The sequence below is a fragment of the Streptomyces sp. NPDC001514 genome, from assembly GCF_053597075.1.
The window spans coordinates 40,361-62,893 of the sequence record NZ_JBSFHO010000030.1; the positions used below are offsets into that span (position 1 = coordinate 40,361).

Below are 22,533 nucleotides of genomic sequence, written 5' to 3' on the forward strand. Positions count from 1 at the left end.
AAGGCGCCGGGCGACGCGTCCGTCTCACCGGCCGGACGGCGACCACCGCTCGCCCTGCATGAGGTTGCCCAGGCCCTCCCAGGCGAAGTTCATCAGCGTCGCCGCGGCCTCCTTCGCGGAGACGCCCGGCGTCTCGTTCGCCCACCCGGCGAGTGACTCCGCCGCGCCCACCAGCGCCTGGGCAAGCCCGGCAACGTCACGGTCGGCCAGCTCCCCGTCCCCGTGCGTCTCCCGCGCGGCCGCCCCGATGAGCCCGGTCACGAACGCCACGATCTCGTCCCGCATCACCGCCACCTCCGCGGCGAACGGCTCCCCGTGCGTCCGCGCCTGCCGGTGCAGCACCGCCCATGCGTCGGGATGCCCGGCCGTGTGCCGGAAGAACGCCGCGAGCCCCTCCCACAGCTGCCGGTCCGCCGGGAGCCCGGGCTCGACCGCGGCCCGCACCGCCTCGATCAGCGCCCCGGCCTCACGCCGGATGCACGCGGTGAACAGCTCCTCCTTGGAGTTCAGATACAGATAGACCAGCGGCTTGGACACCCCGGCCAACTCGGCGATCTCGTCCATCGACGCCGCCCGGTACCCGCGCTGCCCGAACGTCCGCACCGCGGCGTCCAGCATCTGCTGCTCCCGCACGGCACGCGGCATCCGCTTGCCGCTCCTCCCGGCACCCACAGCGCCCATCCCGGCTTTCCTCCCACCCCGCGGTCCTACCCGGCGGTAAAGCCTACGGCCCGCCGGCAGGCCGGGCGGTCGCACCGCCTGCCGGCAGCGGCGCCATGCACGAGCGCCCCGGATCGCGGTCGATCCAGGGCGCTCGTGAACGACGGTGCGGCTCAGGCGTTGGGGCGCTTGCCGTGGTTCGCCTTCTTCTTCTTACGGCCGCGCCGCTTGTTGCCTCGCTTGGACATGGTGCAGATCTCCCTGTTTCAGGAATTCTCCATGGCCTCGTCAGTCTAGGTTCGGCCCATCAGGACCGCATTACGGCGACACCACGGCCGCCCCGTCGGCCGGTTCGACGGCCGGCTTGACGGCGCGGACGACGGCGGAATGCATGCCGTCGGCGACGGAGTGGGTCGGGGTGATCTCGATGTCGGTGAACCCTGCGGCCGACAGGCCCTCGCGGTATTCGGCGAAGGAGAGCGCTCCGGCGATACAGCCGGCATGGTCACCGCGCTGGGCACGCTGCTCGGCCGACAGGTCGTCGTCGGCGACGACGTCGGTGACACCGATCCGGCCACCGGGCGCCAGGACGCGGAAGGCCTCCGCGAAGACGGCCGCCTTGTCGGTGGACAGGTTGATGACGCAGTTGGAGATGACGACGTCGATCGTGTTGGCGGGCAGCGGGACGGCCTCGATCGTCCCCTTGAGGAACTCGGCGTTGGTCGCACCGGCCTTCTTCCGGTTGGCCAGGGCGAGGGCGAGCATCTCCTCGGTCATGTCCAGCCCGTACACCTTGCCGGCCGGGCCGACACGGCGCGCGGACAGCAGGACGTCGATGCCACCGCCGGAGCCCAGGTCCAGGACCCGCTCGCCTTCACGGAGGTCGGCAACAGCGAGGGGATTGCCACAGCCGAGCGAGGCTGCGACCGCTGCGGCGGGCAGCAGGTCCCGCTCACCGGCGCCGTAGAGGGCCGGCCCGAAGCCCTCCTCGGCCTCGACGCGCCCGGACCCGCAGCACGACTCAGGCCCGCAGCACGCGGTCCCACCCTCGGCCACCTGCACCGCGGCGGCCGCGTACCGCCGGCGGACGCTCTCGCGCAGCTCCACGGACTGCTCGCTCATGACCTCGCCCCCGCTCATGCTGCATCGACGTCTTTCAATACAAGGCTGCGCCTTGATTCGAAGAACGTCAACACAGGAAGGCAGTGGCCTGGGGCGTCAACAACGCCGTGCCCCCCACACCCGACCGGTAGTCCTAGCCAGTGCCGACCGGCAGAAGCGTGCGGTCCGCTCCGGCCGCCCGTCGCGCGTCCCACCAGGTGCGCAGCCGTCGCTCCAGCGGGCGTTCCACGGCGTAGTGCAGCACGGCGGCCCCGGCGAGCGAGACGACGAGAAGGGCCGCGTACCACTGCAGGTTCGACCAGCTCACCATCTCCTTCCCGAACCTGTCGCGGGCGATGTAGATGAAGGTCGCGTGGACGAGATAGAACGCGTACGACCACTCGCCGAGGAGCACCAGAGGACGGCAGCGCAGCAGGGACCGCTTGCCGGCGAGGTCACGCCAGGCGACCGTGGCGATCATCGCGGCGCAGGCGAAGATGATCCACTCTTCCTTGGTGACCCGCACGAAGGCAGCGAGAGTGCTGCCGGCCGGCCGGTCGGCGGTGGTCACCAGCCAGCCGACGAGGGCGGCGGTGCCCAGGAAGGCCCAGATGGGGGCGACGCGTACCCGCCAGCCCGAAAGCATGGCGCGCGCGATGGCGATACCGATGACGAACTCGCTCAGCCGCACGACCGGCAACGGCAGCTCCGCTGCCCAGGAATGCGGGTGGAACCAAACGAAGAGGCGGTATCCGAACGCCGCCGCGAAGCCGAGGAACGTGGCCGCCAGCGCGCCCCGCACTCTCAGCCGCCCGAAGACGCGGTGCAGCGGCGGGAACAGGGCGTAGAAGAAGAACTCGCAGGTCAGCGTCCAGGCTGCCGGGTTCCCCGAGTAGAGCAGGACCGGGTCCCGCCACCAGCCTTGAATCAGCGGGATGGACAGCAGGAGGATTCCGGCACTGACCGGCTTGACCCATCCCTGGGCAGGGTCGGGGCTGAAGCTGTAGAAGACGGGGATCGCGAACAGCAGCGCCACGAAGTGCGCCGGATAGATCCGGGCGAAGCGCCGCCAGTAGAAGGTGGGTGCGGTGACGCCCGGCCGTGCCGACCAGGTCAGGACGAATCCGGACAGCACGAAGAAGAGCGTCACCCCGTACTTTCCGAACACGACCACCTCATGGACCGGCAGCGGCGCCAGATTGGTCATGTGGTGCGCGAAGACGGCGAACGCCGCCCACCAGCGCAGTCCGGTGAGGGAGTCGAGACGGCCGGGCCGGGAGGGCGGAGCGGCCGCCGTCGGCTGAGTCATGAAGTCGGTCGCTCTCTTCGGTCTGTCGGATCACACGGCCGCATGCACATGTGCCGGAAGGGTGTCGCCAGAGTGTAAAGGAGGGGCGCCCGCCGGTTCGGCGAGCGCCCCTCCTGGCCCGGGAGCCCCTCCTGGCCGAAGGTCGGACCTACACCGCAGCCGTCACAGCCACCTTCTGCTCGGCGACGGGGACCTCCGCGTCGTCGATCGGCGACGCCGAGGCCGAGTTGTACGCCTCGACGTCGAGGATCTTCTCGCGAGCCGCGACCACGACCGGGACCAGCGCCTGACCGGCCACGTTCGTGGCCGTGCGGACCATGTCCAGGATCGGGTCGATCGCCATCAGCAGGCCCACGCCCTCCAACGGGAGGCCCAGCGTGGAGAGGGTCAGGGTGAGCATGACCGTCGCGCCCGTGAGGCCCGCGGTGGCCGCGGAGCCGACGACCGAGACGAAGGCGATCAGCAGGTAGTCCTGGATGCCCAGCTCGACACCGAAGATCTGCGCGATGAAGATCGCGGCAAGCGCCGGGTAGATCGCGGCGCAGCCGTCCATCTTGGTCGTCGCGCCGAACGGAACGGCGAAGGAGGTGTACTCCTTCGGTACGCCGAGACGCTCGGTGACCTTGACCGTGACCGGCATCGTGCCGACCGAGGAGCGGGAGACGAAGGCCAGCTGGATGGCCGGCCACGCGCCCTTGAAGAACTGCAGCGGGTTGACCTTCGCGACGGTCGCGAGCAGCAGCGGGTACACGCCGAACAGGACCAGCGCGCAGCCGATGTAGACATCGGCGGTGAAGGTCGCGTACTTGCCGATCAGGTCCCAGCCGTAGTCGGCGATGGCGTAACCGATGAGGCCGACCGTGCCGATCGGGGCGAGGCGGATGACCCACCACAGGGCCTTCTGGAGCAGCTCCAGGACGGATTCGCTGAGGGTGAGGATCGGCTTGGCGCGGTCGCCCAGCTTGAGCGCCGCGACGCCGGCGACGGCGGCCATGAAGACGATCTGAAGGACGTTCAGCTCGGTGAAGGGCGTGATGACGTCCGTCGGGATGATCCCGGTGAGGAAGTCGATCCAGGAGCCCGCGTGCTCCGGCTTCTGGCCGTCCTTGGGGGTGAGTCCGGTGCCTGCACCCGGGTTGGTGAGCAGGCCGATCGCGAGGCCGATCGCGACCGCGATCAGCGAGGTGATCATGAACCAGAGCAGCGTGCGCGTGGCCAGCCGGGCGGCGTTGTTGACCTTGCGCAGGTTGGTGATCGACACCAGGATCGCGAAGAAGACGAGCGGGGCGACCGCCAGCTTCAGCAGCTGGACGAAGATCCCGCCGACCTGCTCGAGGGTCTTGTAGAGCCAGTTGATGTCCTGGCTGCGGGCCAGCCAGCCGAGCAGGGCGCCGAGCACGAGACCGGCGACGATCTGGGCCCAGAAGGGGACGTTGGGTATGCGGGCGGTGGTGCGGGTGGGCGTCGCGGAGTTCGCGGACACGGGCACACTCCGGGGAGGCGTATCGGGTGAATACGGGGACAGGGGTGCGGCGCCCGTGCCTGGAGAGCAGGCGGCGCCGCTGTGATGCCGGGTCAGACCGAGCGGCAACAGACCGCGGACATACAGCGGCAGAGATCGACGTGCAGGCGCGCCACGAGCGGGGTGCTCATGGCTGTGTGAGGGCGCACTGCTGTCGTCATGCGGAACACGTTAACACTTGAACTTTGAGATCCTCAAAGCTCTTCTTTGAGGACGGCATACATCAACGCCCCGCGCTGGAGCGGCTGCTGCGGCTGCTCCGGCACGGGGCGTCGGACGGATGTGAGGAAGGTTACGTTCCGCCTGTCACTGGGCGGCTCGTCACCGGGCGGCCCGTCACTGGACGGCGTTGTCCTCCTGGGAACGGTTGGCCTCCAGGCGGGACTTCGCCCGGTCGACCTTCGCCACGATCTGCTCGGACATCTCGTCGCGCTGCTTGCGCAGGAGGACGAAACTCAGCGGCGCGGAGAGCAGGACGGAGAGGACCAGCACCCAGAGGAGGTTGGAGTCGCCGAGGCCGCGCGGCAGCACCCTCAGGTACACCAGTCCCCACAGGACGAAGAAGCAGCCGGCGAAGACGCCGAGACGCATGAGCGTGTACCGGAGCGTGGCGCTCGTCTTGCTGTCGGACACCGCAGTCCCTTCCCTTCACTGAATTGCCCGACCAGTGAAGCACGTGTCGATTTGATCAGTTCAGGGGGAGCAGCATCGTGATGTCGTCGCGATCGTCCCCGTCGGCGACCCGGATCGCGCCGGGTACGCGTCCGACCTCTTTGTAGCCGCACGAGGCGTAGAAGTTCTCCAGGCCGAGGCCGCCGCGGCAGGTGAGCCGTATCGCCTCGATGCCGTCCAGGCCGCGGGCGGCGTCGGCGGCGGCGGCGAGCAGTTCGCGGCCGTATCCTCTGCCCTGGTGCCGGGGATGGACCATCACGGTGTAGAGCCAGATCCAGTGCCGCATCAGCCGGTGCGCGTTGTGGGTGAGGAACGCGGCGGCCGCGAGGTGCCCGTCCTCGTCGTGCCCGACGAGGAGCCGCTTGTGCCCCTCGGCCATCCCGGCCAGATGCTTCAGCCACTCGGGCCGTATGTCCTCCGCCGTGACGGGAGGTACGAACCCCACGGCCCCGCCCGCGTTGGACACGTCCGTCCAGAGCGCGAGCATTCCGTCGCGCAGGGCAGGCTCTACGGGCGGGTCGAGGCGGAACACAAGGGACATGCCCCCGAAGGTAACAACCGCCCAGGGGCTCCTCGGAAGCCGTCCGGACCGTGAGAACGGACACCCCGGCCCACCGGGCGGTGCCGCGCTCCTCGAAGCCCGAGCCCGCCAGGTCCGGGGGGCGCGGGCCCCCGCGGGAGCCCCCGGGAAGTCAGACCCGCATCGGCTGCGGCGACTCGCGGCGGTCCGGGTCCGGGCCCGGGTACTCGCGGATGACCTCGTAGCGGGTGTTCCGCTCGACCGGGCGGAAGCCCGCGTCGCGGATCAGCTCCAGCAGGTCGTCGCGGGTGAGCTTGTTGGGGGTGCCGTAGTTGTCGGCGTCGTGCGTGATCTTGTACTCGACGACCGAGCCGTCCATGTCGTCCGCGCCGTGCTGCAGCGCCAGCTGGGCCGTCTGGACGCCGTGCATGACCCAGAAGACCTTGACGTGCTGGATGTTGTCGAAGAGGAGCCGCGAGACCGCGAAGGTCTTCAGCGCCTCGGCGCCCGTCGCCATCGTCGTCCGGGCCTGCAGCCGGTTGCGGACCTTGCCGTCCTGCATGTCGACGAAGTCGTGCTGGTAGCGCAGCGGGATGAAGACCTGGAAGCCGCCGGTCTCGTCCTGGAGTTCACGCAGCCGCAGGACGTGGTCCACGCGGTGGCGGGGCTCCTCGATGTGCCCGTACAGCATCGTGCACGGGGTCTTCAGACCCTTCTCGTGCGCGAGGCGGTGGATGCGCGACCAGTCCTCCCAGTGGGTGCGGTGGTCGACGATGTGCTGCCGGACCTCCCAGTCGAAGATCTCGGCGCCGCCGCCGGTCAGCGACTCCAGACCGGCCTCGATCAGCTCGTCGAGGATCTCGGACGCGGAGAGCCCGGAGATGGTCTCGAAGTGGTGGATCTCCGTCGCGGTGAAGGCCTTCAGCGAGACGTTCGGCAGGGCCTTCTTCAGCTCGCTGAGCGACCGGGGGTAGTAGCGCCACGGCAGGTTGGGGTGGAGCCCGTTGACGATGTGCAGCTCGGTGAGGTTGTCGTTCTCCATCGCCTTGGCGAGGCGGACGGCCTCCTCGATGCGCATGGTGTACGCGTCCTTCTCGCCCGGCTTGCGCTGGAACGAGCAGTACGCGCACGACGCCGTGCACACGTTGGTCATGTTGAGGTGGCGGTTGACGTTGAAGTGGACGACGTCACCGTTCTTGCGCGTACGCACCTCGTGGGCGAGGCCACCGAGCCAGGCCAGGTCGTCCGACTCGTACAGAGCGATGCCGTCCTCGCGGCTGAGCCGCTCCCCGGCGCGGACCTTCTCCTCCAGCTCGCGCTTGAGACCCACATCTTTGATAGATGCAGTCATCAGGCCGCCTCCCATACGTCAACCAATCGGGCCTCACCCACCGTACGCCTAGCCCTCCTCGGGCAGTTCGCCGACCCGGTTCTCCCACTTCGTGGAGAGCACGATCGTCGTACGCGTCCGCGAGACGCCCTTCGTCCCGGACAGCCGGCGGATCGTCTTCTCCAGTCCGTCGACGTCGCTCGCCCGCACCTTGAGCATGTACGAGTCGTCGCCCGCGATGAACCAGCAGTCCTCGATCTCCTCGAGGTCGCGCAGCCGGCGCGCCACGTCCTCATGGTCGGCCGCGTCGGAGAGGGAGATGCCGATCAGCGCGGTGACGCCGAGACCGAGCGAGGCTGCGTCGACGGTCGCGCGGTAGCCGGTGATGACACCCGCCGCCTCCAGGCGGTTGATGCGGTCGGTGACGGAGGGACCCGAGAGTCCGACGAGCCGGCCGAGCTCGGCGTACGAAGCCCTGCCGTTCTCGCGCAGAGCCTGGATGAGCTGCCTATCCACGGCGTCCATATGCCTGAGCCTTCCATTGTTCAGCGATACCGCAAGTTTACGTGTAGAATCTAAGGCACACAGGGCCGACACCCTGTGAATCTTTCAAACGATCAGACGATCCATACAGATCCATACAGGAGATGACACTCACCGTGTACACGATCGAGATGGCCTACGCCCACATGCGACAGCTGCAGGAGCTGGCCAACCGCTCGCGTGCTCACCAGCCTGCCGCTGCCCACCGCGCCGACCGGACGGCCCGTCCCGCCCGCCGCGCGACCAAGAAGCGCTAGGCCCCGAACGGCAGGACCCCGACCCGGGTCCTGTCCGATCACTGGTCACCTCGGGACTGGGCACCACCCAGCTCCCCCTCCCAACGGCGGTACAGCCGGTGCGGCACCCCTGCCGCGTCCAGCACCCGCCCCGCGACGAAGTCCACCAGATCCTGGATGTGCGTCGCGCCCGCGTAGAACGCCGGAGAGGCGGGCAGTACGACAGCGCCCGCCTCGTCCAGCGCCACAAGATGCTTCAGGGTCTGCCCGTTCAGCGGAGTCTCCCGCACCGCGACCACCAGCTTCCGACGCTCCTTCAGCGTCACGCTCGCCGCCCGCTGCAGCAGATCCTTCGACAGACCGAGCGCCACACCCGCGACGCACGCGGTCGATGCCGGCACGATCAGCATCCCCTTGACCGGGTACGAGCCGGACGACGGCCCTGCGGCGAGATCCCCCGCAGTCCAGTGCCGTACGTCGGCGGCCTCGTCCACCTCGAAGGTGCCGGGCTTGCCGTCGGCGCCCCGCTCCAGCCACGCGCGCAGATCGTCCCGCCAGTGGGCGTCCCGGAACGCGATGCCCGTCTCGTCCATCAGGGTGAGCCGCGACGCCCGCGACACCACCAGATCGACGCTCTCACCGGCATCGAGCAGTCCGCGCAGCACGGCGGCCGCGTAGGGGGTCCCGGACGCCCCGGAGACCCCGACGACCCACGGGGTGCGGTTGGCGTCATTCATGGCATCGAGCCTATCCGGCCACCGGATGGCGGAACTGGGTAAGGTCCCCCGGCCGAACTGGGTACGCTCCTCCGGCTCCTCAGCCGGTGCGACCGACCTTGATGATGTGGACGGTGACGGTCTCGCCGTCCGGCCGGTAGAGAACGCGCCACGTCCCGACCGGGAGCCGGTAATAACCCGAGCCGCCCAGCGGACGCGCCGCTTCCGGAGTGGGCTCGTCCGCCGGCGCCGCAACCGCAGCCGCACACGCCTTGGCGCCTACGGGGTCCACCTGCCGGAGCCTGCGGTATTCCTGCATGGCGAGGTGCTCCCACACGACGGCATGGCTCACTGGGCCGCCTACCTGTCCTCGGCCTCCAGCTGGGCCATGAACTCCTCGTGGCTGAGCGACAGCCCGCCCGGTTCGGCCTCGCGCATGCGCGCTTCCCTGACGTCGGCTTCATCGCGGAGCCGCTGCAGCTCTTCGAGTTCCTCTATCGGCACCAGGGCCGCTGCCGGCTTTCCGTACTCGCTGATCAGGAAGTGCTCGTGACCGTGCCGCACCCGGCCGACCAACTGGCCCAGCTGGTTCCGGGCCTCCACAAGCGGATAGGTCTCCATATCAGAACTGTACAGACCTGCGGGTCCGTACTGCCTGAGAACCGGGAACACGGACTCCGTACACCGCAGCACCGTGACGGGCCCCACTCCGGGGCACGGTCACACCGTCAGGCCCCGCACCAGCAGGTCCAGCAGCGCGCACGCAAAGAGCGCGATCCCGATGAAGCCGTTCACCGTGAAGAACGCCCTGTTCAGACGGGACAGATCGTGCGGCCGCACGATCGTGTGCTCGTAGCCGAACGCCACGGCGACGATCACCAGCCCCAGCCAGAAGAGGAGCCCGGCACCGGTGGCGAGCGCGTACCAGACGAAGAGGCCCATCGTCACGGCATGGCACACCCGCGCGCCCCACAGCGCCGCGGGGACGCCGAAGCGGGCCGGGACGGACATGACGCCCTCGGCGCGGTCGGCCGCGACGTCCTGGCAGGCGAAGATCAGGTCGAAGCCGCCGATCCAGACGCCGACCGCGAGGCCGAGGATCACCGCGTCCCAGGACCAGGCCCCGGTGATCGCGATCCATGCGCCGACCGGGCCCATCGCCTGGGCGAGGCCGAGAATCGCGTGCGGGAAGTTCGTGAAGCGCTTCCCGTACGGATAGACCACCATGGGGACGACAGCGACGGGCGCAAGGGCCAGGCACAGCGGGTTGAGCAGCGCCGCGGCACCCAGGAAGACCACGACAGCCACGCCCGCCCCGGTCCACGCGGACCGCACGGACACGGCACCCGTGACCAACTCCCGCCCCGCCGTACGCGGGTTACGGGCGTCGATCTCGCGGTCGATGATCCGGTTGCAGGCCATCGCGAAGGTCCGCAGGCCCACCATGGCGATCGTGACCAGCAGCAGCTTGCCCCACTGGATGTTCCGGTCCAGCTCGAACATCGCGGTGAGCGAGGCGATGTAGGCGAACGGCAGCGCGAAGACCGAGTGCTCGATCATCACGAGCCTGAGGAACGCCTTGACCTTGCTGGTCGGCTGCGGCGCGGAGCCGGGGCCGAGTACGCCGTCGGCGGTGGTCATACCAGGCTCCTCCGGAAGTCCTCCAGGTCGTCGCGGAGGTCCGCGACGGGCAGCGCCCCCAGCTCCAGTTCGAGAGGGTCCTCACCGCCGTCGGGCGTGGTGACGCGGGCGAGCAGGGCCACCCGGTCGTCGCCGCGGGTACGGCCGTCCAGGCCGAGCGCACCGTCCGCGAGGGCCAGCCCGAAATCGGCGCCGCTGTCCAGCGCCGCCAGCAGGGCGTCCGCGAACGCGGCGGCCTCGGCGTCGGCGAAGCCGGGCAGGACGAAGCCGCGGCTCTCGCCGTCGGCCCGGTCGGCGAGCAGCTGCCAGGTGTTCTCGGGGCCGGCGAACTCCTCCGGGGAGACCCCGGCCCGCTCGGCCGCGAGGCGCAGCTCCGGGTCGTTCACGTCCAGCTCGGGGCGCACCAGCGCCACGCACGGGGTGTCGGCGCCGAGGAACAGGGCGGGACCGCCCACGGCCAGGGGGCTCACAGGCCGTACTCCTTCCAGCGGCGGTCGACCAGCGCCGCCGTGTCCGGGTCTGAGAGCACCATGTTCGGCCAGCCCCCGTCGCGGGTGTAGCCCTCCTCGGGCCACTTCTTCGTCGCGTCGATGCCCGCCTTGCCGCCCCAGAACTGCTGGTACGAGGAGTGGTCCAGATGGTCCACCGGGCCCTCGACGACGGTCAGGTCACGGGCGTAGTCGGTGTTGCCGAGCGCCCGCCACGACACCTCGTGCAGATCGTGGACGTCGCAGTCGGAGTCGACGACCACGATCAGCTTGGTCAGCGACATCATGTGCGCGCCCCAGATGGCGTGCATGACCTTCTGCGCGTGCTTCGGGTACTTCTTGTCGATCGAGACGATCGCACAGTTGTGGAAGCCGCCCGACTCGGGCAGGTGGTAGTCCACGATGTCCGGCACGATGATCTTGAGCAGAGGCAGGAAGAAGCGTTCCGTCGCCCGCCCCAGCGGGCCGTCCTCCGTCGGCGGCCGGCCCACGACGATCGACTGGAGCAGCGGCCGCTTCCGCATCGTCACGCAGTCGATCGTCAGCGCCGGGAAGTCCTCCTGCGGCGTGTAGAAGCCGGTGTGGTCGCCGAACGGGCCCTCGGGAAGCATCTTCCCGGGCTCCAGCCAACCCTCCAGCACGACCTCCGCCTGCGCCGGCACCTGCAGCGGCACCGTCTTGCAGTCGACCATCTCGATCCGCTTGCCCTGCACGAAGCCGGCGAAGAGGTACTCGTCGATGTCTCCGGGCAGCGGCGCCGTCGATGCGTACGTCACGGCCGGGGGACAGCCGAAGGCGATCGCCACCGGCAGCTTCTCCCCGCGACGTGCCGCCACCTGGTAGTGGTTGCGGCTGTCCTTGTGGATCTGCCAGTGCATGCCGATGGTGCGCTTGTCGTGGCGCTGCAGCCGGTACAGCCCGAGATTGCGGATCCCGCTCTCCGGGTCCTTGGTGTGGGTGAGCCCCAGATTGAAGAAGGAGCCGCCGTCCTCGGGCCAGGTGAACAGCGCGGGCAGCCGGTCCAGATCGACGTCGTCACCGTGCAGGACGACCTCCTGCACGGGGGCGTCCTTCACCTTCTTCGGCGGCACGTGCGTCATCGCACCCAGCTTCCCGAACGCCTCACGCACCCCCACGAACCCGTGCGGCAGCTCCGGCTTCAGCAGCCCGCCGATCTTCGCGCTGATCTCGTCGTACGACTTCAGGCCCAGCGCCTTGAGCAGCCGGCGGTCCGTTCCGTACACGTTCATCGCGAGCGGCATCGCCGAGCCGCGCACGTTCTCGAAGAGGAGGGCCGGGCCGCCGGACTTCTGGACCCGGTCGACGATCTCCCCGACCTCCAGATACGGGTCGACTTCGGCCTTGATGCGCTTGAGGTCGCCCTCGCGCTCCAGTGCGCGCAGCAGCGAGCGAAGATCGTCGTAAGCCATGCCGTCCAGTATCGGCCACCCACTACGCTGGAACGGTCACCGGGGCCGGTCCGCGCCCCGCAACCGTTGCTTGGGGGCTGGCACGACCATGATCAGATATCTGCCGTTCATCCTGATCCTGGCGCTCACGATCTACGCGTTCATCGACTGTCTGAATACCCCCGAGGACGAGGTCAGGCACCTCCCCAAGGTGGTCTGGGTGATCATCATCCTGCTCTTCTCGATCGTCGGCCCGATCGTCTGGTTCGCGGCGGGCAAGCTGCGGCACGCCCCGGCGGGCGGCTCTACCCCGTCCGAGTGGCACCGCAACCACAAGACGCAGTGGGTCGCGCCCGACGACAATCCCGAGTTCCTGAACGCGCTCAAGGAAGAGAACAAGAAGGACGAGGAACTCCTCAAGGACTGGGAGGCGGACCTGCGCCGCCGCGAGGACGAGCTGAAGCGGCGCGAGGGGGGCGACGACCCCCAGCAGCCCTGAGCAGACCCGAGCGGCTCCGAGCAGCCTGAGGTGAGGGTGGGTCGATGGACCGGGAACGGGCACGGCACTGGCTCTCCACCGCTCTCGCCGAGGCACGCGCGGGCCTCGCGGAGGGCGGCGTCCCGATCGGCGCCGCGCTGTACGGGGCGGACGGCACCCTCCTCGGCCGTGGCCACAACCGCCGCGTCCAGGACGGCGATCCCTCGCTGCACGCGGAGACCGCGGCCTTCCGTGCGGCGGGGCGTCAGCGCTCCTACCGCGGTACGACGATGGTCACCACCCTCTCCCCCTGCTGGTACTGCTCCGGGCTCGTCCGGCAGTTCGGCATCTCCCGGGTCGTCGTCGGCGAGGCCGAGACCTTCCAGGGCGCCCACGACTGGCTCGCCGCGCACGGCGTGGAGGTCGTGGTCCTTGACGACCCCGAATGCACGGCCCTGATGCGTGAGTTCATCGACAGGCACCCCGAGCTGTGGAGCGAGGACATCGGCGATGACCAGTGACCGTATCCCCGTGATCGACCTGGCGCCCTGGCTCGCCGGGGACCCGGAGGCCCGCGCCCGTACCGCCGCCACCGTCGACGAGGCCCTGCGCACCGCGGGCTTCCTGCTCGTCACCGGCCACGGGGTGAGCCAGGACCTGCGGACGGAGATCCGCGAGTCGGCGCGCGGCTTCTTCCGCCTGCCGCCGGCCACGAAGGAGCCGTACGCGGTGAAGGTCGGCGGGCGCGGCTGGCTGGGCCCCGGGGCGGAGGCCAACGGGTATGCGGAGGGCACGCAGACGCCGCCCGATCTCAAGGAGTCGCTGTCCTTCGCGGCGGACGAGCCGAGCGGCGATCCGGAGGTCGACGCGGAGTGGTTCCTGCCGAACACCTGGCCGGGCGAGGTCCTCTCGCTGCGTCCGGCCGTGGAGGCGTATCTGGCTGCGATGCGGGCGCTGTCCGATCGGCTCCTCGGGCTGCTGGGGGTGGCGCTCGGCGAGTCCGAGGACTTCTTCACCCGGCACACCGGGCACCCGACCTGGGGCTTCAACATCAACTGGTATCCCGGCCGGGACACCGTCGGCGAGCCGCAGCCGGGCCAGTTCCGGATCGGCCCGCACACCGACTTCGGCACGGTCACCGTCCTCGACCGGCAGACCGGCAAGGGCGGGCTCCAGGTCTTCACGGACGCGGGCGGCTGGGAGGACGCCCCGTACGCGCCGGACGCGCTGACGGTCAACATCGGGGATCTGATGGCCCGCTGGACCGGCGGCCGCTGGCGTTCGGGGCGCCACAGGGTGCTGCCGCCGCCCGCCGACGCACCGGCGGAGGAGCTGATGTCGCTCGTCTACTTCTACGAGTGCGATCCGGGTACGGACGTGCGGGGCATCGACTCGCACACGTATCTGCGGGCCCAGCTGGACGCGATCACGGCCGGCTGAACACGTCCGGTGGATCACTTCCGGCCGGCGTACTCCTCACGGAGCTGCTGGAAGCGGTCCGGGGTCCAGGCGGACCAGTCGGCCGGGTGGCCGTCGAGCGCGGCGTCCAGGTACTCGAAGTGCTGGTGCCAGCCCGCCAGGTTGTCGAGGCGCTGTGCGTCGGTCCCGGTGAACTCGTTGGTGAAGCGCAGGACCGTCGCCAAGGAGTCCGCGGGCGCCGGCTCCATGTGGAAGCGGATCCGGCCGTGCCGCTCGACGGTGTACTCGGCGACGGCCTCCCGGTCCCAGGCCGTCACCCGTCCGTGGACCACCGTTCCCTCCTCTTCCGCGTCTGCGTTGAGCCAGCGGAGCGTCACCCCGCCGTCGAGGTGCGGCTCCAGCAGATCCGCGGCGGCCAGCCACTGGGGCAGGCCCTCCGGGGTGGCCACGGCGGCCCAGATGTTCACCACGGGGTGCGGAAGGTGCATCACGAAGTGCAGGACGTGGGTGTCGCCGTCGTCGCCCTCGCGGGTCTCGCTGGTGCCATGAGGGATCGCTTCGGTCGTCATGGCACCAGCGTCGCCCGTACGGGCCGGGCCCGCTACCGTGTCTCGCCCACCCGGTCGACCGGGGTCCGCCAGGGGGCCACGCGCATGCGTCTACCGGGGTTATTCGACTCCGGCGTAGCCGTGGAGGCTGTTCACGAAGAGGTTGACGCCGTAGTAGTTGAAGAGGAAGCAGGCGAAGGCGACCAGCGCGATGTACGCGGCCTTGCGGCCCTTCCAGCCCGCGGTCGCGCGCGCGTGGAGATACGCGGCGTACGCGACCCAGGTGATGAAGGACCAGACCTCCTTGGCGTCCCAGCCCCAGTAGCGGCCCCACGCGTCACCGGCCCAGATCGCGCCCGCGATGATCGTGAAGGTCCACAGCGGGAAGACCGCCGCGTTGACGCGGTAGGCGAACTTGTCGAGCGAGGCCGCGGCGGGCAGCCGCTCCAGCACCGACCGGGCGAAGGAGCCGGGGTCGCCGCCGTTCTCCAGCTTGTTCTCGTACGAGTCCCGGAAGAGGTACAGGAGCGTCGCGACGGCGCCGAGGTAGAACACCGCGCCGCAGAAGATCGCCGTGGAGACGTGGATCCACAGCCAGTACGAGTGCAGCGCCGGGACCAGCTGGTCGCTCTCGGTGTAGAGCCAGGTGACCGCGATGCCGAGGTCCAGGAGGACCGTGGTGACCAGCGGCAGCCCGATCCAGCGGACGTTCTTCCTCGCGAGGAGGAAGCCGAGGTACGCGCCGACCGCCACCGTGGAGAAGGTGGTGGAGAACTCGTACATGTTGCCCCAGGGGGCGCGCTGCACGGACACGGCGCGGGCGACGACGCCGGCCGCCTCGACGAGGAAGGCGAGGACGGTCAGCGAGACCGCGATCCGCCCGTAGAGGTCGCCCTTGACCGTGCCGCCCGCGGCGCCGGGGCCGTCCGGGACGTCGCGCTGTCCGGCCGCGGTGCGCGTGACGACCTTCGGGCGCTCCAGCACCGTGGTGCCTCCGCCCTTCTGCGCGACCTGGACCGTGACCGCCGGTGCCGCGGCGGGGGCGGTGAGCGCGGCGGCGGTACGGCCGACCTTGCTGCGGCTGCCGAAGACCCACTCGGCGATGTGCGCCAGGAACGCCAGGGTGTAAACGGCCATCGACGAGTAGATCAGCACATTGCTGAACTCGGCGAGGCTTTCGTTGGTGGCGGCGGCGAGATTCACTTCTGAGTCCCTTCGGAGGGAACGTCTGCGGGTTCGTCGGCAGGTACGTCTGCGGGTTCGTCGGCAGCTGCGTCTGCGGGTTCGTGGGCAGCTGCGTCTGCGGCTTCAGCCACGGTCGGCGCCTCTGTGTTGAGGCTCAGGGCCAGGTCCGCCAGCTCCTCGGGAAGCTTCGCGGACTCGCTCCGGCCGAGCCCCGCCATCTCGACGACGGTCACGCCGTCGTCCCCCCGTACGGCCCGGACCCAGACCCGGCGCCGCTGGATGAAGAGCGAGCCGACCAGGCCCGCGATCGCGGCGATCGCGCCCGCGAGGGCGAGACCGCTGCCCGGCCGCTGGGAGATCTGGAAGCTGGCCCACTCCCTGATCTCCTTCTCGAAGGTGACCGAGCCGGCGCCGTCGGGCAGCGTCATGGTCTCACCGGGCAGCAGCGTCTGCTTGAAGACATCGCCCTTGGCGTCCTTGAACGGCGTCATCTTGCTGGTGTCCAGCTGGTACACGTTCTGCGGAAGTCCCGCGTTGACCCGCAGGTCGCCGTGGTACGCGCCCAGGTTCAGCGCCGGGAACACGAGCCCGGGGAACTGCGAGAACATCTGGCCCTGGCCCTTGCCCGCGTACGTCGGGACGAAGAACGCGGGGAAGCCCAGCTGGTCCTTCTTGCCGTTCTTGTCCCGGTAGCCGTCCATCACCTTGATGACACCGGTGGAAGTGACGTTGTTGTCGATGGGCAGCAGCGGCACGGCGTCCCGGAACACGACCTTGCCCCTGGCGTCCCGGACGGAGACGACGGGCGCGTAGCCGTGGGAGAGCAGATAGACCTTGGAGCCGTCGATCTCCAGGGGCTCGTTGACCCGGATGACGCGCTTCTTCTCCTTGCCCTCGGCGCCCTCGCTGTACGTCACGGCCGCCTCGAAGGTGCGCGGGGTGCCGCGCTGGGGCCCGTTGGCCTCGTACGTACCCGTGAAGCTGTCCAGCCTGAAGCTGAACGGGGCCAGCTCGTCGACGCTGAACAGGGACCCGGACTTGAAGTCGTCGTACTGCGTGAGCGTGTTGGAGAAGCCGCCGCCCTCGACGATCAGCTTGCCGCCCTCGGACTTGAAGAGCTGCCCGGCGGCGAAGGCCACCAGCATCACGATCAGCGCGACGTGGAAGACGAGGTTGCCCGCCTCCCGCAGATAGCCCTTCTCGGCGGCGACCGCGTCCCCGGCGATGTGCGAGCGGAAGCGGCGCTTCTTCAGGATCGCGAGCGCGGCCTCGCGGACCGCCTCGGGCTCGGCGTCCGTGCGCCAGGTGGTGTGGACGGGCAGCCGGGTGAGCCGCTTGGGGGCGGCCGGCGGGCGGCCGCGCAGCTGGCCGACGAACTGCCAGGTGCGAGGCACGATGCAGCCGATGAGCGAGACGAACAGCAGGATGTAGATCGCGGAGAACCACACCGAGCTGTAGACGTCGAAGAGCTGGAGCTTCTCGAAGAGTGGCGTCCAGAACTCGTTGTTCGCCTTCCAGGCGGCGACCTTGGTCTCGTCCGCGCTGTTCTGCGGGATGAGGGAGCCGGGGATGGCGCCGAGCGAGAGCATGAAGAGCAGGATCAGGGCGACCCGCATCGACGTCAGCTGCCGCCAGAACCAGCGCACCCAGCCGATGACCCCGAGGGTGGGACCGCCGACGATGTCCGCCGGCTCCTCCTGAGGGGCGGTGGAGAGCCGGTCGGTTCCCGTCTCCTCGGCCACCGTCCCCTCGGCTGTCGACCCCTCGGTCGCCGGCGTCCCGGCCGCCGTGTGTGCCGTCTTGCTCATGGATCAGATCCCCACCTGGAAGCCCTTGGACCAGCCCTGCATGTCCTGTACGAGGATGTCCCACGCACCTGTGAGCAGCAGCAGGCCGGTCGCGATCATCATGCCGCCGCCGATGCGCATCACCCAGGCATAGTGCCGCTTGACCCAACCGAAAGCGCCGAGCGCCTTGCGGAACGCGACGGCGGCGAGGATGAACGGCAGGCCGAGCCCGACGCAGTACGCCGCGGTCAGCAGCGCCCCGCGGCCCGCGCTGGCCTGGTCGGCGGCGAGCGCGTTGACGGAGGTGAGCGTCGGGCCGATGCACGGGGTCCAGCCGATGCCGAAGAGCGCGCCCAGGACCGGCGCCCCGACCAGACCCGTCGTCGGCCGCTTGTGGAAGCGGAACTCGCGCTGGGTGAGGAAGGGCATCATGCCCATGAAGAAGATCCCCATCAGGATCATCAGCACGCCGAGGACCGCGGTGAGGGTCTCCCGGTGCTCCTGCAGGGTCCACCCGAAGTAGCCGAAGAGCGCCCCGCCGGAGACGAAGACGGCGGAGAAGCCGAGGACGAAGAGGGCGGCCCCGGCGGTCATCCGGCCGCGCCTGGCCTCGGCCAGATCGGTGCCGGTGACGCCGGTCACGTACGAGAGATAGCCCGGGACCAGCGGCAGCACACACGGGGAGAAGAAGGAGACGAGTCCTCCGAGTACGGCGATGGGCAGTGCGAGCAGCAGTGCCCCGCTGTAGACGGTCTCGTTCATGAGGTGGTCACTTCTCCGCGATCAGCGGGTCGATCATCGAGCGGAGCGCCTTGTCGTCGAGTGCCCTCAGGGCGCGCGCCGCGATCTTTCCGTCCCGGTCGACGACGATCGTGGTGGGGATCGACTGCGGCTGGAGAGTGCCCTTGGGGAACTTCAGCATCAGCTTGCCGATCGGGTCGTGGAAGCTCGGGTACGTGATCCCGAATTCCTCCTCGAACGCGAGAGCCGGGGCCGTCTGGGTGTCACGGGTGTTGATGCCGACGAACTCGACGCCCTGGGCCTTGGTGTCCTTGGCGACCTTCTCCAGGTACTTGGCCTCGGCGCGGCAGGGCGCGCACCACGAGCCCCACACGTTCATGACGACGATCTTGCCCCGGTAGTCGGCGAGATCGAGCGGCTTGCCCGCCAGATCCTTGCCGGAGAGCTTCGGGGCGGGCGTCCGCTCGCCCTTGGCGACGGTGGAGATCCCGCCGGTGTTGGTCACGAAGTTGGTGTCGCCACCGCCGCCGGACTTGCCGTTGGAGTCGCCGCTGCACGCCGACAGCGTGAGCGCGGCCGCCAGGGCACCGGCGCCGGCGGCGAGCAGAGTGCGTCGAGGGGCGCGGCTGAGGCTCATGTGAAAAGTTTCGCATGATGCTTCGGGAGATCTTCCGCGCCCCCCTCGGTGCCCGTAACGCCCCTTGTCGGGACCGATTAAGCAGCGGTCGTCCGAAGGAAGGTGTTCCAGCCGCCCGCCGGGGACTGTCCGACCTCGAGCGTACGGAGCTTCGCGAGGATCTTCGGGTCCTGGACGTCGAGCCAGTCGCAGAACTGCCGGAAAGACACCAGCCGTACGTCCTTCTTGCCGGCCATGCCCTTGAGCGCCTCTTCGACGGCGTCCATGTAGATGCCGCCGTTCCACTGCTCGAAGTGGTTGCCGATGAAGAAGGGGGCGCGATTCGATTCGTACGCGCGGTTGAATCCGTTGACATACGCATCGGTGGCCTGCTTGCGCCAGCCCGGATAGCGCGACGGCATGCCCTTGGTCGAATTCTGCGACTGATTGGCGAGGATGTTGTAGTCCATCGAGAGCACCTCGAAGGAGTGCCCGGGGAAGGGCATGGCCTGCAGCGGCAGGTCCCAGACGCCGCCCCGCTTCTCGGGCCATTTCTGGCGGCCGCCGGGCGAGCTCGCGTCGTAGCGCCAGCCGAGCTTCTTCGCGGTGGGCAGGAGACTGTCCTGGCCGAGCAGACAGGGGGTGCGGCCGCCGACGAGTTCCTTGCGGTAGTCGAAGGGCAGCGGTTCGATGTCCGTCCAGCCGCTGTTCGTCTTCCATTCGGTGACGAAGGACACGGCCTGGTCGATCTCGCTCTGCCACTGCGTGGGCGACCAGTTTCCGACGGAACCGGAGCCGGCGCAGAAATGCCCGTTGAAGTGGGTGCCTATCTCATGGCCTTCGAGCCAGGCCTGGCGGACGTACTTCAGAGTCTCCTTGATGTGGCCGTCCGTCAGATAGCCGATGTCGGATGCGCCGATCCTGTTGTTCGGGGGCCGGTAGAGCGTCTTCTTCGACTCGGGCAGCAGATATATCCCGGAGAGGAAGAACGTCATCGCCGCGTCGTGGTTCCTGGCGAGTTCCAGAAAACGGGGGAAGAGTCCGTTGCCGACCTCGCCCGCGCCGTCCCAGGAGAAGATCACGAATTGCGGCGGGGTCTCGCCGGGCTGGAGCGGGACGGGCCGGTCGGGCTGGTTCGGCTGCTTCCCGGTGTCGGCAGTCGAACCGTCACCTATGAGTCGGACGGGCTTGGTGGTGGAGCCGGGGGTCTTGCCGTCGCCCCCGCCTTTCCCCCCGCCGCCGCTGCCGCCGGACTGTCCCTGGTCGCCCTTGCCGGAACCGGAACCGGTGCCGCAGCCGGCGATTCCCACCGCCGCTGCGGCACCGAGTCCCGCCCCGAGCAAGCCCCTTCGGCTGATGTCGCGCATGTGTCCCCGACCCCGTCCCTGTCCCAGTCCCCGTGCCGTACGCGATCCGCTGCCGCCGTACCGCCAATGGGTTAGATGGCATGCCGGACGCAAAGGTTCCAGGAATGAGCGGGGAGTTGGCCGGTGGGCCGGGAGAACTATGCGCCGAAGGCCTTCGCCTTTCCCTTGACCGGCTTGGCACCGGCGAGAAGGTGCACGGGAACAAGATCGCGGGCGGGCTCCGAATAACCGACCGACACGATCTTGTCGCCGTGATACGTGAAAGTCGTCATCGACGCGAGCGTGCACTGACGGCGGCGCGGATCGTGCCAGAGCCGACGCTGCTCCACATAGCTGCGCACGATCCAGATCGGCAGCTGATGGCTGACGAGGACGGCCTCGTGGCCGCGCGCCGCGTCCCGGGCGGAGCCAAGCGCACCCATCATCCGCACCACCTGGTCGACGTACGGCTCGCCCCAGGACGGCCGGAACGGATTGGTGAGGTGCTTCCAGTTGGCCGGCTTGCGCAACGCGCCGTCGCCGACGCCGAAGGTCTTGCCCTCGAAGACGTTCGCCGCCTCGATCAGCCGCTCGTCGGTGTCCAGGGTCAGGCCGTGCGACTTGGCGATCGGCGCGGCGGTCTCCTGTGCACGCTCCAGCGGGGACGCCACGACATAGGTGATGTCCCGCTCCGCGAGGTGCTCGGCGACGCGGTCGGCCATCTGCCGGCCGAGGTCGGACAGGTGGTAGCCGGGACGGCGGCCGTAGAGGACCCCGTCCGGGTTGAGCACCTCTCCGTGGCGGATGAGATGAACGACCGTCGTTTCCGTACTGGTTTCCGTGCCGCTCATGCCGTGGCCTCCGCGGCGGCGCGGGCGGCCGACGGCAGCGCGACGGCGATCCGCTCGATCGCGGCGTCGTCGTGGGCGGTCGACACGAACCAGGACTCGAACGCGGACGGCGGGAGGTAGACACCCTGAGAGAGCATCGAGTGGAAGAACGCGTTGAAGCGGAACGCCTCCTGCTTCTTGGCGTCGTCGTAGTCGCGCACCTCACGGTCGGTGAAGAAGACCGAGAACATGTTGCTCGCGGTCTGCAGCCGGTGGGCGACGCCCTCCTTGGCCAGCGCCTCCGTCACGAGGGCCTGGATCCGCTCGGAGACCGCGTCGACCTTCTCGTACGCCGCATCGTCGAGGAGCCGCAGCTGGGCGAGGCCGGCGGCGGTGGCGACCGGGTTCCCGGAGAGGGTGCCCGCCTGGTAGACCGGCCCGGCCGGGGCGAGGTGGCCCATCACATCGGCGCGGCCGCCGAACGCCGCGGCCGGGAAGCCTCCGCCCATGACCTTGCCGAACGTCATCAGGTCCGGCGTGACGCCGTCGATGCCGTACCAGCCGGCCTTCGACGTACGGAAGCCGGTCATGACCTCGTCGGAGATGTACAGCGCGCCGTTCTTGGCGCAGGCGTCCTTCAGCCCCTGGTTGAAGCCCGGCAGCGGCGGGACCACGCCCATGTTGCCGGGGGAGGCCTCGGTGATCACACAGGCGATCTCGCCGGGGTGCGCGTGGAAGGCGGCGTGAACCGATTCCAGATCGTTGTACGGCAGCACGATCGTGTCGCCCGCCTGGGCGCCCGTGACGCCCGGCGTGTCGGGCAGCCCGAAGGTCGCGACGCCGGAGCCGGCCGCGGCCAGCAGCGCGTCCACGTGCCCGTGGTAGCACCCGGCAAACTTGATCACCTTGGCGCGCCCGGTGAATCCGCGGGCGAGCCGGATCGCCGACATCGTCGCCTCCGTACCGGACGAGACAAGTCTCACCTGCTCGACCGGGGCGACCCGTGCCACGATCTCCTCGGCGAGCGCGACCTCGCCCTCGCCCGGCGTACCGAACGAGGTGCCGCGGGCGACAGCCTCCTGAACTGCGGCGATGACCTCGGGGTGGGCGTGGCCGAGGATCATCGGACCCCAGGAGCACACAAGGTCGACGTACTCGCGGCCGTCCGCGTCGGTCAGGTACGGACCGGCACCGGACACCATGAACCGGGGCGTACCGCCCACAGCACGGAAAGCACGGACAGGAGAGTTCACGCCGCCGGGCGTCACGAGGGACGCGCGGTCGAAAAGCGTCTGCGAAACTGGGGCGTCATAGGGAAAGCTCACGGAATCCATGGTGTCAGAGGCTCGGACGTATCTGCGGACAGGTGTTTCACCGCACGTTCGCGGGGGAGGTCACTGTCACGATGATCGGGTTGCGCGGCGGGGGCTGTGCGT

27 protein-coding genes are annotated in these 22,533 nt (G+C 69.3%); 4 read left to right on the forward strand and 23 right to left on the reverse strand.

Going from position 1 to position 22,533, the window contains the following annotated elements; all coding sequences use genetic code 11:
* Positions 1-24 precede the first annotated feature (24 nt).
* The 9 genes from ACWCXB_RS26965 to ACWCXB_RS27005 form a co-directional block, all read right to left on the reverse strand.
* Entirely contained in the window at positions 25-681 is a 657-nt protein-coding gene (locus ACWCXB_RS26965) for a TetR/AcrR family transcriptional regulator (RefSeq protein ID WP_450726286.1), read from the reverse strand.
* Positions 682-833: 152 nt separating this feature from the next.
* Positions 834-908, reverse strand: coding sequence for a 50S ribosomal protein bL37 (locus tag ACWCXB_RS26970; protein ID WP_109542219.1), 75 nt, complete (start codon positions 906-908; stop codon positions 834-836).
* A 70-nt stretch (positions 909-978) separates the two neighbouring features.
* Positions 979-1,782, reverse strand: a complete 804-nt coding sequence (gene arsM, locus ACWCXB_RS26975) for an arsenite methyltransferase (RefSeq protein ID WP_450726287.1) — start codon at positions 1,780-1,782, stop codon at positions 979-981.
* A 133-nt stretch (positions 1,783-1,915) separates the two neighbouring features.
* Positions 1,916-3,070: an acyltransferase family protein gene (locus ACWCXB_RS26980; RefSeq protein ID WP_450726289.1), complete on the reverse strand. Its 1,155-nt coding sequence runs from the start codon at positions 3,068-3,070 to the stop codon at positions 1,916-1,918.
* Positions 3,071-3,218: 148 nt separating this feature from the next.
* The gene (locus tag ACWCXB_RS26985; RefSeq protein WP_450726291.1) at positions 3,219-4,553 is read right to left on the reverse strand and encodes a dicarboxylate/amino acid:cation symporter; all 1,335 of its coding nucleotides are present in this window, start codon (positions 4,551-4,553) and stop codon (positions 3,219-3,221) included.
* Between the two features lie 375 nt (positions 4,554-4,928).
* The gene (locus tag ACWCXB_RS26990) at positions 4,929-5,225 is read right to left on the reverse strand and encodes a DUF4229 domain-containing protein (RefSeq protein WP_450726293.1); all 297 of its coding nucleotides are present in this window, start codon (positions 5,223-5,225) and stop codon (positions 4,929-4,931) included.
* Positions 5,226-5,280: 55 nt separating this feature from the next.
* On the reverse strand, positions 5,281-5,805 hold the full coding sequence (locus ACWCXB_RS26995; RefSeq protein WP_450726295.1) for an N-acetyltransferase family protein: 525 nt from the start codon (positions 5,803-5,805) through the stop codon (positions 5,281-5,283).
* Between the two features lie 151 nt (positions 5,806-5,956).
* Complete coding sequence (gene mqnE / locus ACWCXB_RS27000) at positions 5,957-7,150, reverse strand: aminofutalosine synthase MqnE (RefSeq protein WP_450726297.1); 1,194 nt, start codon at positions 7,148-7,150, stop codon at positions 5,957-5,959.
* Positions 7,151-7,183: 33 nt separating this feature from the next.
* Complete coding sequence (locus ACWCXB_RS27005; protein ID WP_385420064.1) at positions 7,184-7,639, reverse strand: Lrp/AsnC family transcriptional regulator; 456 nt, start codon at positions 7,637-7,639, stop codon at positions 7,184-7,186.
* Between the two features lie 122 nt (positions 7,640-7,761).
* Between ACWCXB_RS27005 and ACWCXB_RS27010 the strand changes: the two genes are divergently transcribed.
* Entirely contained in the window at positions 7,762-7,914 is a 153-nt protein-coding gene (locus ACWCXB_RS27010; RefSeq protein WP_450726299.1) for a hypothetical protein, read from the forward strand.
* A gap of 38 nt (positions 7,915-7,952) precedes the next feature.
* Here ACWCXB_RS27010 and ACWCXB_RS27015 read toward each other — a convergent pair whose 3' ends face one another.
* From ACWCXB_RS27015 to ACWCXB_RS27040, 6 genes are all read right to left on the reverse strand, one after another.
* The gene (locus tag ACWCXB_RS27015) at positions 7,953-8,630 is read right to left on the reverse strand and encodes a UbiX family flavin prenyltransferase (RefSeq protein WP_450726301.1); all 678 of its coding nucleotides are present in this window, start codon (positions 8,628-8,630) and stop codon (positions 7,953-7,955) included.
* 79 nt (positions 8,631-8,709) lie between these two features.
* Complete coding sequence (locus ACWCXB_RS27020; protein ID WP_450726303.1) at positions 8,710-8,961, reverse strand: type II toxin-antitoxin system RelE family toxin; 252 nt, start codon at positions 8,959-8,961, stop codon at positions 8,710-8,712.
* 8 nt (positions 8,962-8,969) lie between these two features.
* Positions 8,970-9,230 (reverse strand): type II toxin-antitoxin system Phd/YefM family antitoxin, encoded by a 261-nt coding sequence (locus tag ACWCXB_RS27025; protein WP_450726305.1) that lies wholly within the window; start codon positions 9,228-9,230, stop codon positions 8,970-8,972.
* A 99-nt stretch (positions 9,231-9,329) separates the two neighbouring features.
* A complete protein-coding gene (gene mqnP, locus ACWCXB_RS27030) occupies positions 9,330-10,250 on the reverse strand; it encodes a menaquinone biosynthesis prenyltransferase MqnP (RefSeq protein WP_450726307.1) in 921 nt (306 codons plus the stop codon).
* Complete coding sequence (locus ACWCXB_RS27035) at positions 10,247-10,720, reverse strand: hypothetical protein (protein ID WP_450726309.1); 474 nt, start codon at positions 10,718-10,720, stop codon at positions 10,247-10,249. Before ACWCXB_RS27035 ends, mqnP begins: the two co-directional genes overlap by 4 nt.
* Positions 10,717-12,168 (reverse strand): menaquinone biosynthesis decarboxylase, encoded by a 1,452-nt coding sequence (locus ACWCXB_RS27040; protein WP_450726311.1) that lies wholly within the window; start codon positions 12,166-12,168, stop codon positions 10,717-10,719. The genes ACWCXB_RS27035 and ACWCXB_RS27040 overlap by 4 nt, the downstream gene beginning before the upstream one ends.
* A gap of 88 nt (positions 12,169-12,256) precedes the next feature.
* Between ACWCXB_RS27040 and ACWCXB_RS27045 the strand changes: the two genes are divergently transcribed.
* Genes ACWCXB_RS27045 through ACWCXB_RS27055 form a run of 3 tightly spaced genes read left to right on the forward strand, consistent with a single transcriptional unit; the run spans position 12,257 to position 14,065 of the window.
* Positions 12,257-12,646 (forward strand): PLD nuclease N-terminal domain-containing protein, encoded by a 390-nt coding sequence (locus ACWCXB_RS27045; RefSeq protein WP_450726313.1) that lies wholly within the window; start codon positions 12,257-12,259, stop codon positions 12,644-12,646.
* 44 nt (positions 12,647-12,690) lie between these two features.
* The gene (locus ACWCXB_RS27050) at positions 12,691-13,146 is read left to right on the forward strand and encodes a nucleoside deaminase (protein ID WP_450726315.1); all 456 of its coding nucleotides are present in this window, start codon (positions 12,691-12,693) and stop codon (positions 13,144-13,146) included.
* Positions 13,136-14,065: an isopenicillin N synthase family dioxygenase gene (locus ACWCXB_RS27055; protein ID WP_450726317.1), complete on the forward strand. Its 930-nt coding sequence runs from the start codon at positions 13,136-13,138 to the stop codon at positions 14,063-14,065. The genes ACWCXB_RS27050 and ACWCXB_RS27055 overlap by 11 nt, the downstream gene beginning before the upstream one ends.
* A gap of 14 nt (positions 14,066-14,079) precedes the next feature.
* On the opposite strand, the gene ACWCXB_RS27060 is transcribed toward ACWCXB_RS27055, so the two are convergent.
* The 8 genes from ACWCXB_RS27060 to hemL all read right to left on the reverse strand — a co-directional run bounded on the left by ACWCXB_RS27060 (position 14,080) and on the right by hemL (position 22,431).
* Positions 14,080-14,613 carry an SRPBCC domain-containing protein gene (locus ACWCXB_RS27060; RefSeq protein WP_450726319.1) on the reverse strand — a complete coding sequence of 178 codons (534 nt, stop codon included), beginning with the start codon at positions 14,611-14,613 and terminating at the stop codon, positions 14,080-14,082.
* Positions 14,614-14,712: 99 nt separating this feature from the next.
* Positions 14,713-15,795 carry a c-type cytochrome biogenesis protein CcsB gene (gene ccsB / locus ACWCXB_RS27065; RefSeq protein ID WP_450726321.1) on the reverse strand — a complete coding sequence of 361 codons (1,083 nt, stop codon included), beginning with the start codon at positions 15,793-15,795 and terminating at the stop codon, positions 14,713-14,715.
* Positions 15,792-17,585, reverse strand: a complete 1,794-nt coding sequence (resB, locus tag ACWCXB_RS27070) for a cytochrome c biogenesis protein ResB (RefSeq protein WP_450726323.1) — start codon at positions 17,583-17,585, stop codon at positions 15,792-15,794. Before resB ends, ccsB begins: the two co-directional genes overlap by 4 nt.
* A 3-nt stretch (positions 17,586-17,588) precedes the next feature.
* Positions 17,589-18,326 carry a cytochrome c biogenesis CcdA family protein gene (locus ACWCXB_RS27075; RefSeq protein ID WP_450726325.1) on the reverse strand — a complete coding sequence of 246 codons (738 nt, stop codon included), beginning with the start codon at positions 18,324-18,326 and terminating at the stop codon, positions 17,589-17,591.
* A gap of 7 nt (positions 18,327-18,333) precedes the next feature.
* Positions 18,334-18,942: a TlpA family protein disulfide reductase gene (locus tag ACWCXB_RS27080; RefSeq protein WP_450726327.1), complete on the reverse strand. Its 609-nt coding sequence runs from the start codon at positions 18,940-18,942 to the stop codon at positions 18,334-18,336.
* Positions 18,943-19,019: 77 nt separating this feature from the next.
* On the reverse strand, positions 19,020-20,288 hold the full coding sequence (locus ACWCXB_RS27085; RefSeq protein WP_450726329.1) for a hypothetical protein: 1,269 nt from the start codon (positions 20,286-20,288) through the stop codon (positions 19,020-19,022).
* 137 nt (positions 20,289-20,425) lie between these two features.
* On the reverse strand, positions 20,426-21,118 hold the full coding sequence (locus ACWCXB_RS27090; RefSeq protein WP_450726331.1) for a histidine phosphatase family protein: 693 nt from the start codon (positions 21,116-21,118) through the stop codon (positions 20,426-20,428).
* Positions 21,115-22,431, reverse strand: coding sequence for a glutamate-1-semialdehyde 2,1-aminomutase (hemL, locus tag ACWCXB_RS27095; RefSeq protein WP_450726333.1), 1,317 nt, complete (start codon positions 22,429-22,431; stop codon positions 21,115-21,117). The genes ACWCXB_RS27090 and hemL overlap by 4 nt, the downstream gene beginning before the upstream one ends.
* Positions 22,432-22,533: the final 102 nt, after the last annotated feature.

Coding starts and splice junctions, on each gene's coding strand:
- ACWCXB_RS26965 (WP_450726286.1), bottom strand. CDS start 681: ATGGGCGCTGTGGGTGCCGGGAGGAGCGGCAAGCGGATGCCGCGTGCC.
- arsM (WP_450726287.1), bottom strand. CDS start 1,782: ATGAGCGAGCAGTCCGTGGAGCTGCGCGAGAGCGTCCGCCGGCGGTAC.
- ACWCXB_RS26980 (WP_450726289.1), bottom strand. CDS start 3,070: ATGACTCAGCCGACGGCGGCCGCTCCGCCCTCCCGGCCCGGCCGTCTC.
- ACWCXB_RS26995 (WP_450726295.1), bottom strand. CDS start 5,805: ATGTCCCTTGTGTTCCGCCTCGACCCGCCCGTAGAGCCTGCCCTGCGC.
- mqnE (WP_450726297.1), bottom strand. CDS start 7,150: ATGGGAGGCGGCCTGATGACTGCATCTATCAAAGATGTGGGTCTCAAG.
- ACWCXB_RS27005 (WP_385420064.1), bottom strand. CDS start 7,639: ATGGACGCCGTGGATAGGCAGCTCATCCAGGCTCTGCGCGAGAACGGC.
- ACWCXB_RS27010 (WP_450726299.1), top strand. CDS start 7,762: ATGACACTCACCGTGTACACGATCGAGATGGCCTACGCCCACATGCGA.
- ACWCXB_RS27015 (WP_450726301.1), bottom strand. CDS start 8,630: ATGAATGACGCCAACCGCACCCCGTGGGTCGTCGGGGTCTCCGGGGCG.
- ACWCXB_RS27025 (WP_450726305.1), bottom strand. CDS start 9,230: ATGGAGACCTATCCGCTTGTGGAGGCCCGGAACCAGCTGGGCCAGTTG.
- mqnP (WP_450726307.1), bottom strand. CDS start 10,250: ATGACCACCGCCGACGGCGTACTCGGCCCCGGCTCCGCGCCGCAGCCG.
- ACWCXB_RS27040 (WP_450726311.1), bottom strand. CDS start 12,168: ATGGCTTACGACGATCTTCGCTCGCTGCTGCGCGCACTGGAGCGCGAG.
- ACWCXB_RS27045 (WP_450726313.1), top strand. CDS start 12,257: ATGATCAGATATCTGCCGTTCATCCTGATCCTGGCGCTCACGATCTAC.
- ACWCXB_RS27050 (WP_450726315.1), top strand. CDS start 12,691: ATGGACCGGGAACGGGCACGGCACTGGCTCTCCACCGCTCTCGCCGAG.
- ACWCXB_RS27055 (WP_450726317.1), top strand. CDS start 13,136: ATGACCAGTGACCGTATCCCCGTGATCGACCTGGCGCCCTGGCTCGCC.
- ACWCXB_RS27060 (WP_450726319.1), bottom strand. CDS start 14,613: ATGACGACCGAAGCGATCCCTCATGGCACCAGCGAGACCCGCGAGGGC.
- resB (WP_450726323.1), bottom strand. CDS start 17,585: ATGAGCAAGACGGCACACACGGCGGCCGGGACGCCGGCGACCGAGGGG.
- ACWCXB_RS27075 (WP_450726325.1), bottom strand. CDS start 18,326: ATGAACGAGACCGTCTACAGCGGGGCACTGCTGCTCGCACTGCCCATC.
- ACWCXB_RS27080 (WP_450726327.1), bottom strand. CDS start 18,942: ATGAGCCTCAGCCGCGCCCCTCGACGCACTCTGCTCGCCGCCGGCGCC.
- ACWCXB_RS27085 (WP_450726329.1), bottom strand. CDS start 20,288: ATGCGCGACATCAGCCGAAGGGGCTTGCTCGGGGCGGGACTCGGTGCC.
- ACWCXB_RS27090 (WP_450726331.1), bottom strand. CDS start 21,118: ATGAGCGGCACGGAAACCAGTACGGAAACGACGGTCGTTCATCTCATC.
- hemL (WP_450726333.1), bottom strand. CDS start 22,431: ATGGATTCCGTGAGCTTTCCCTATGACGCCCCAGTTTCGCAGACGCTT.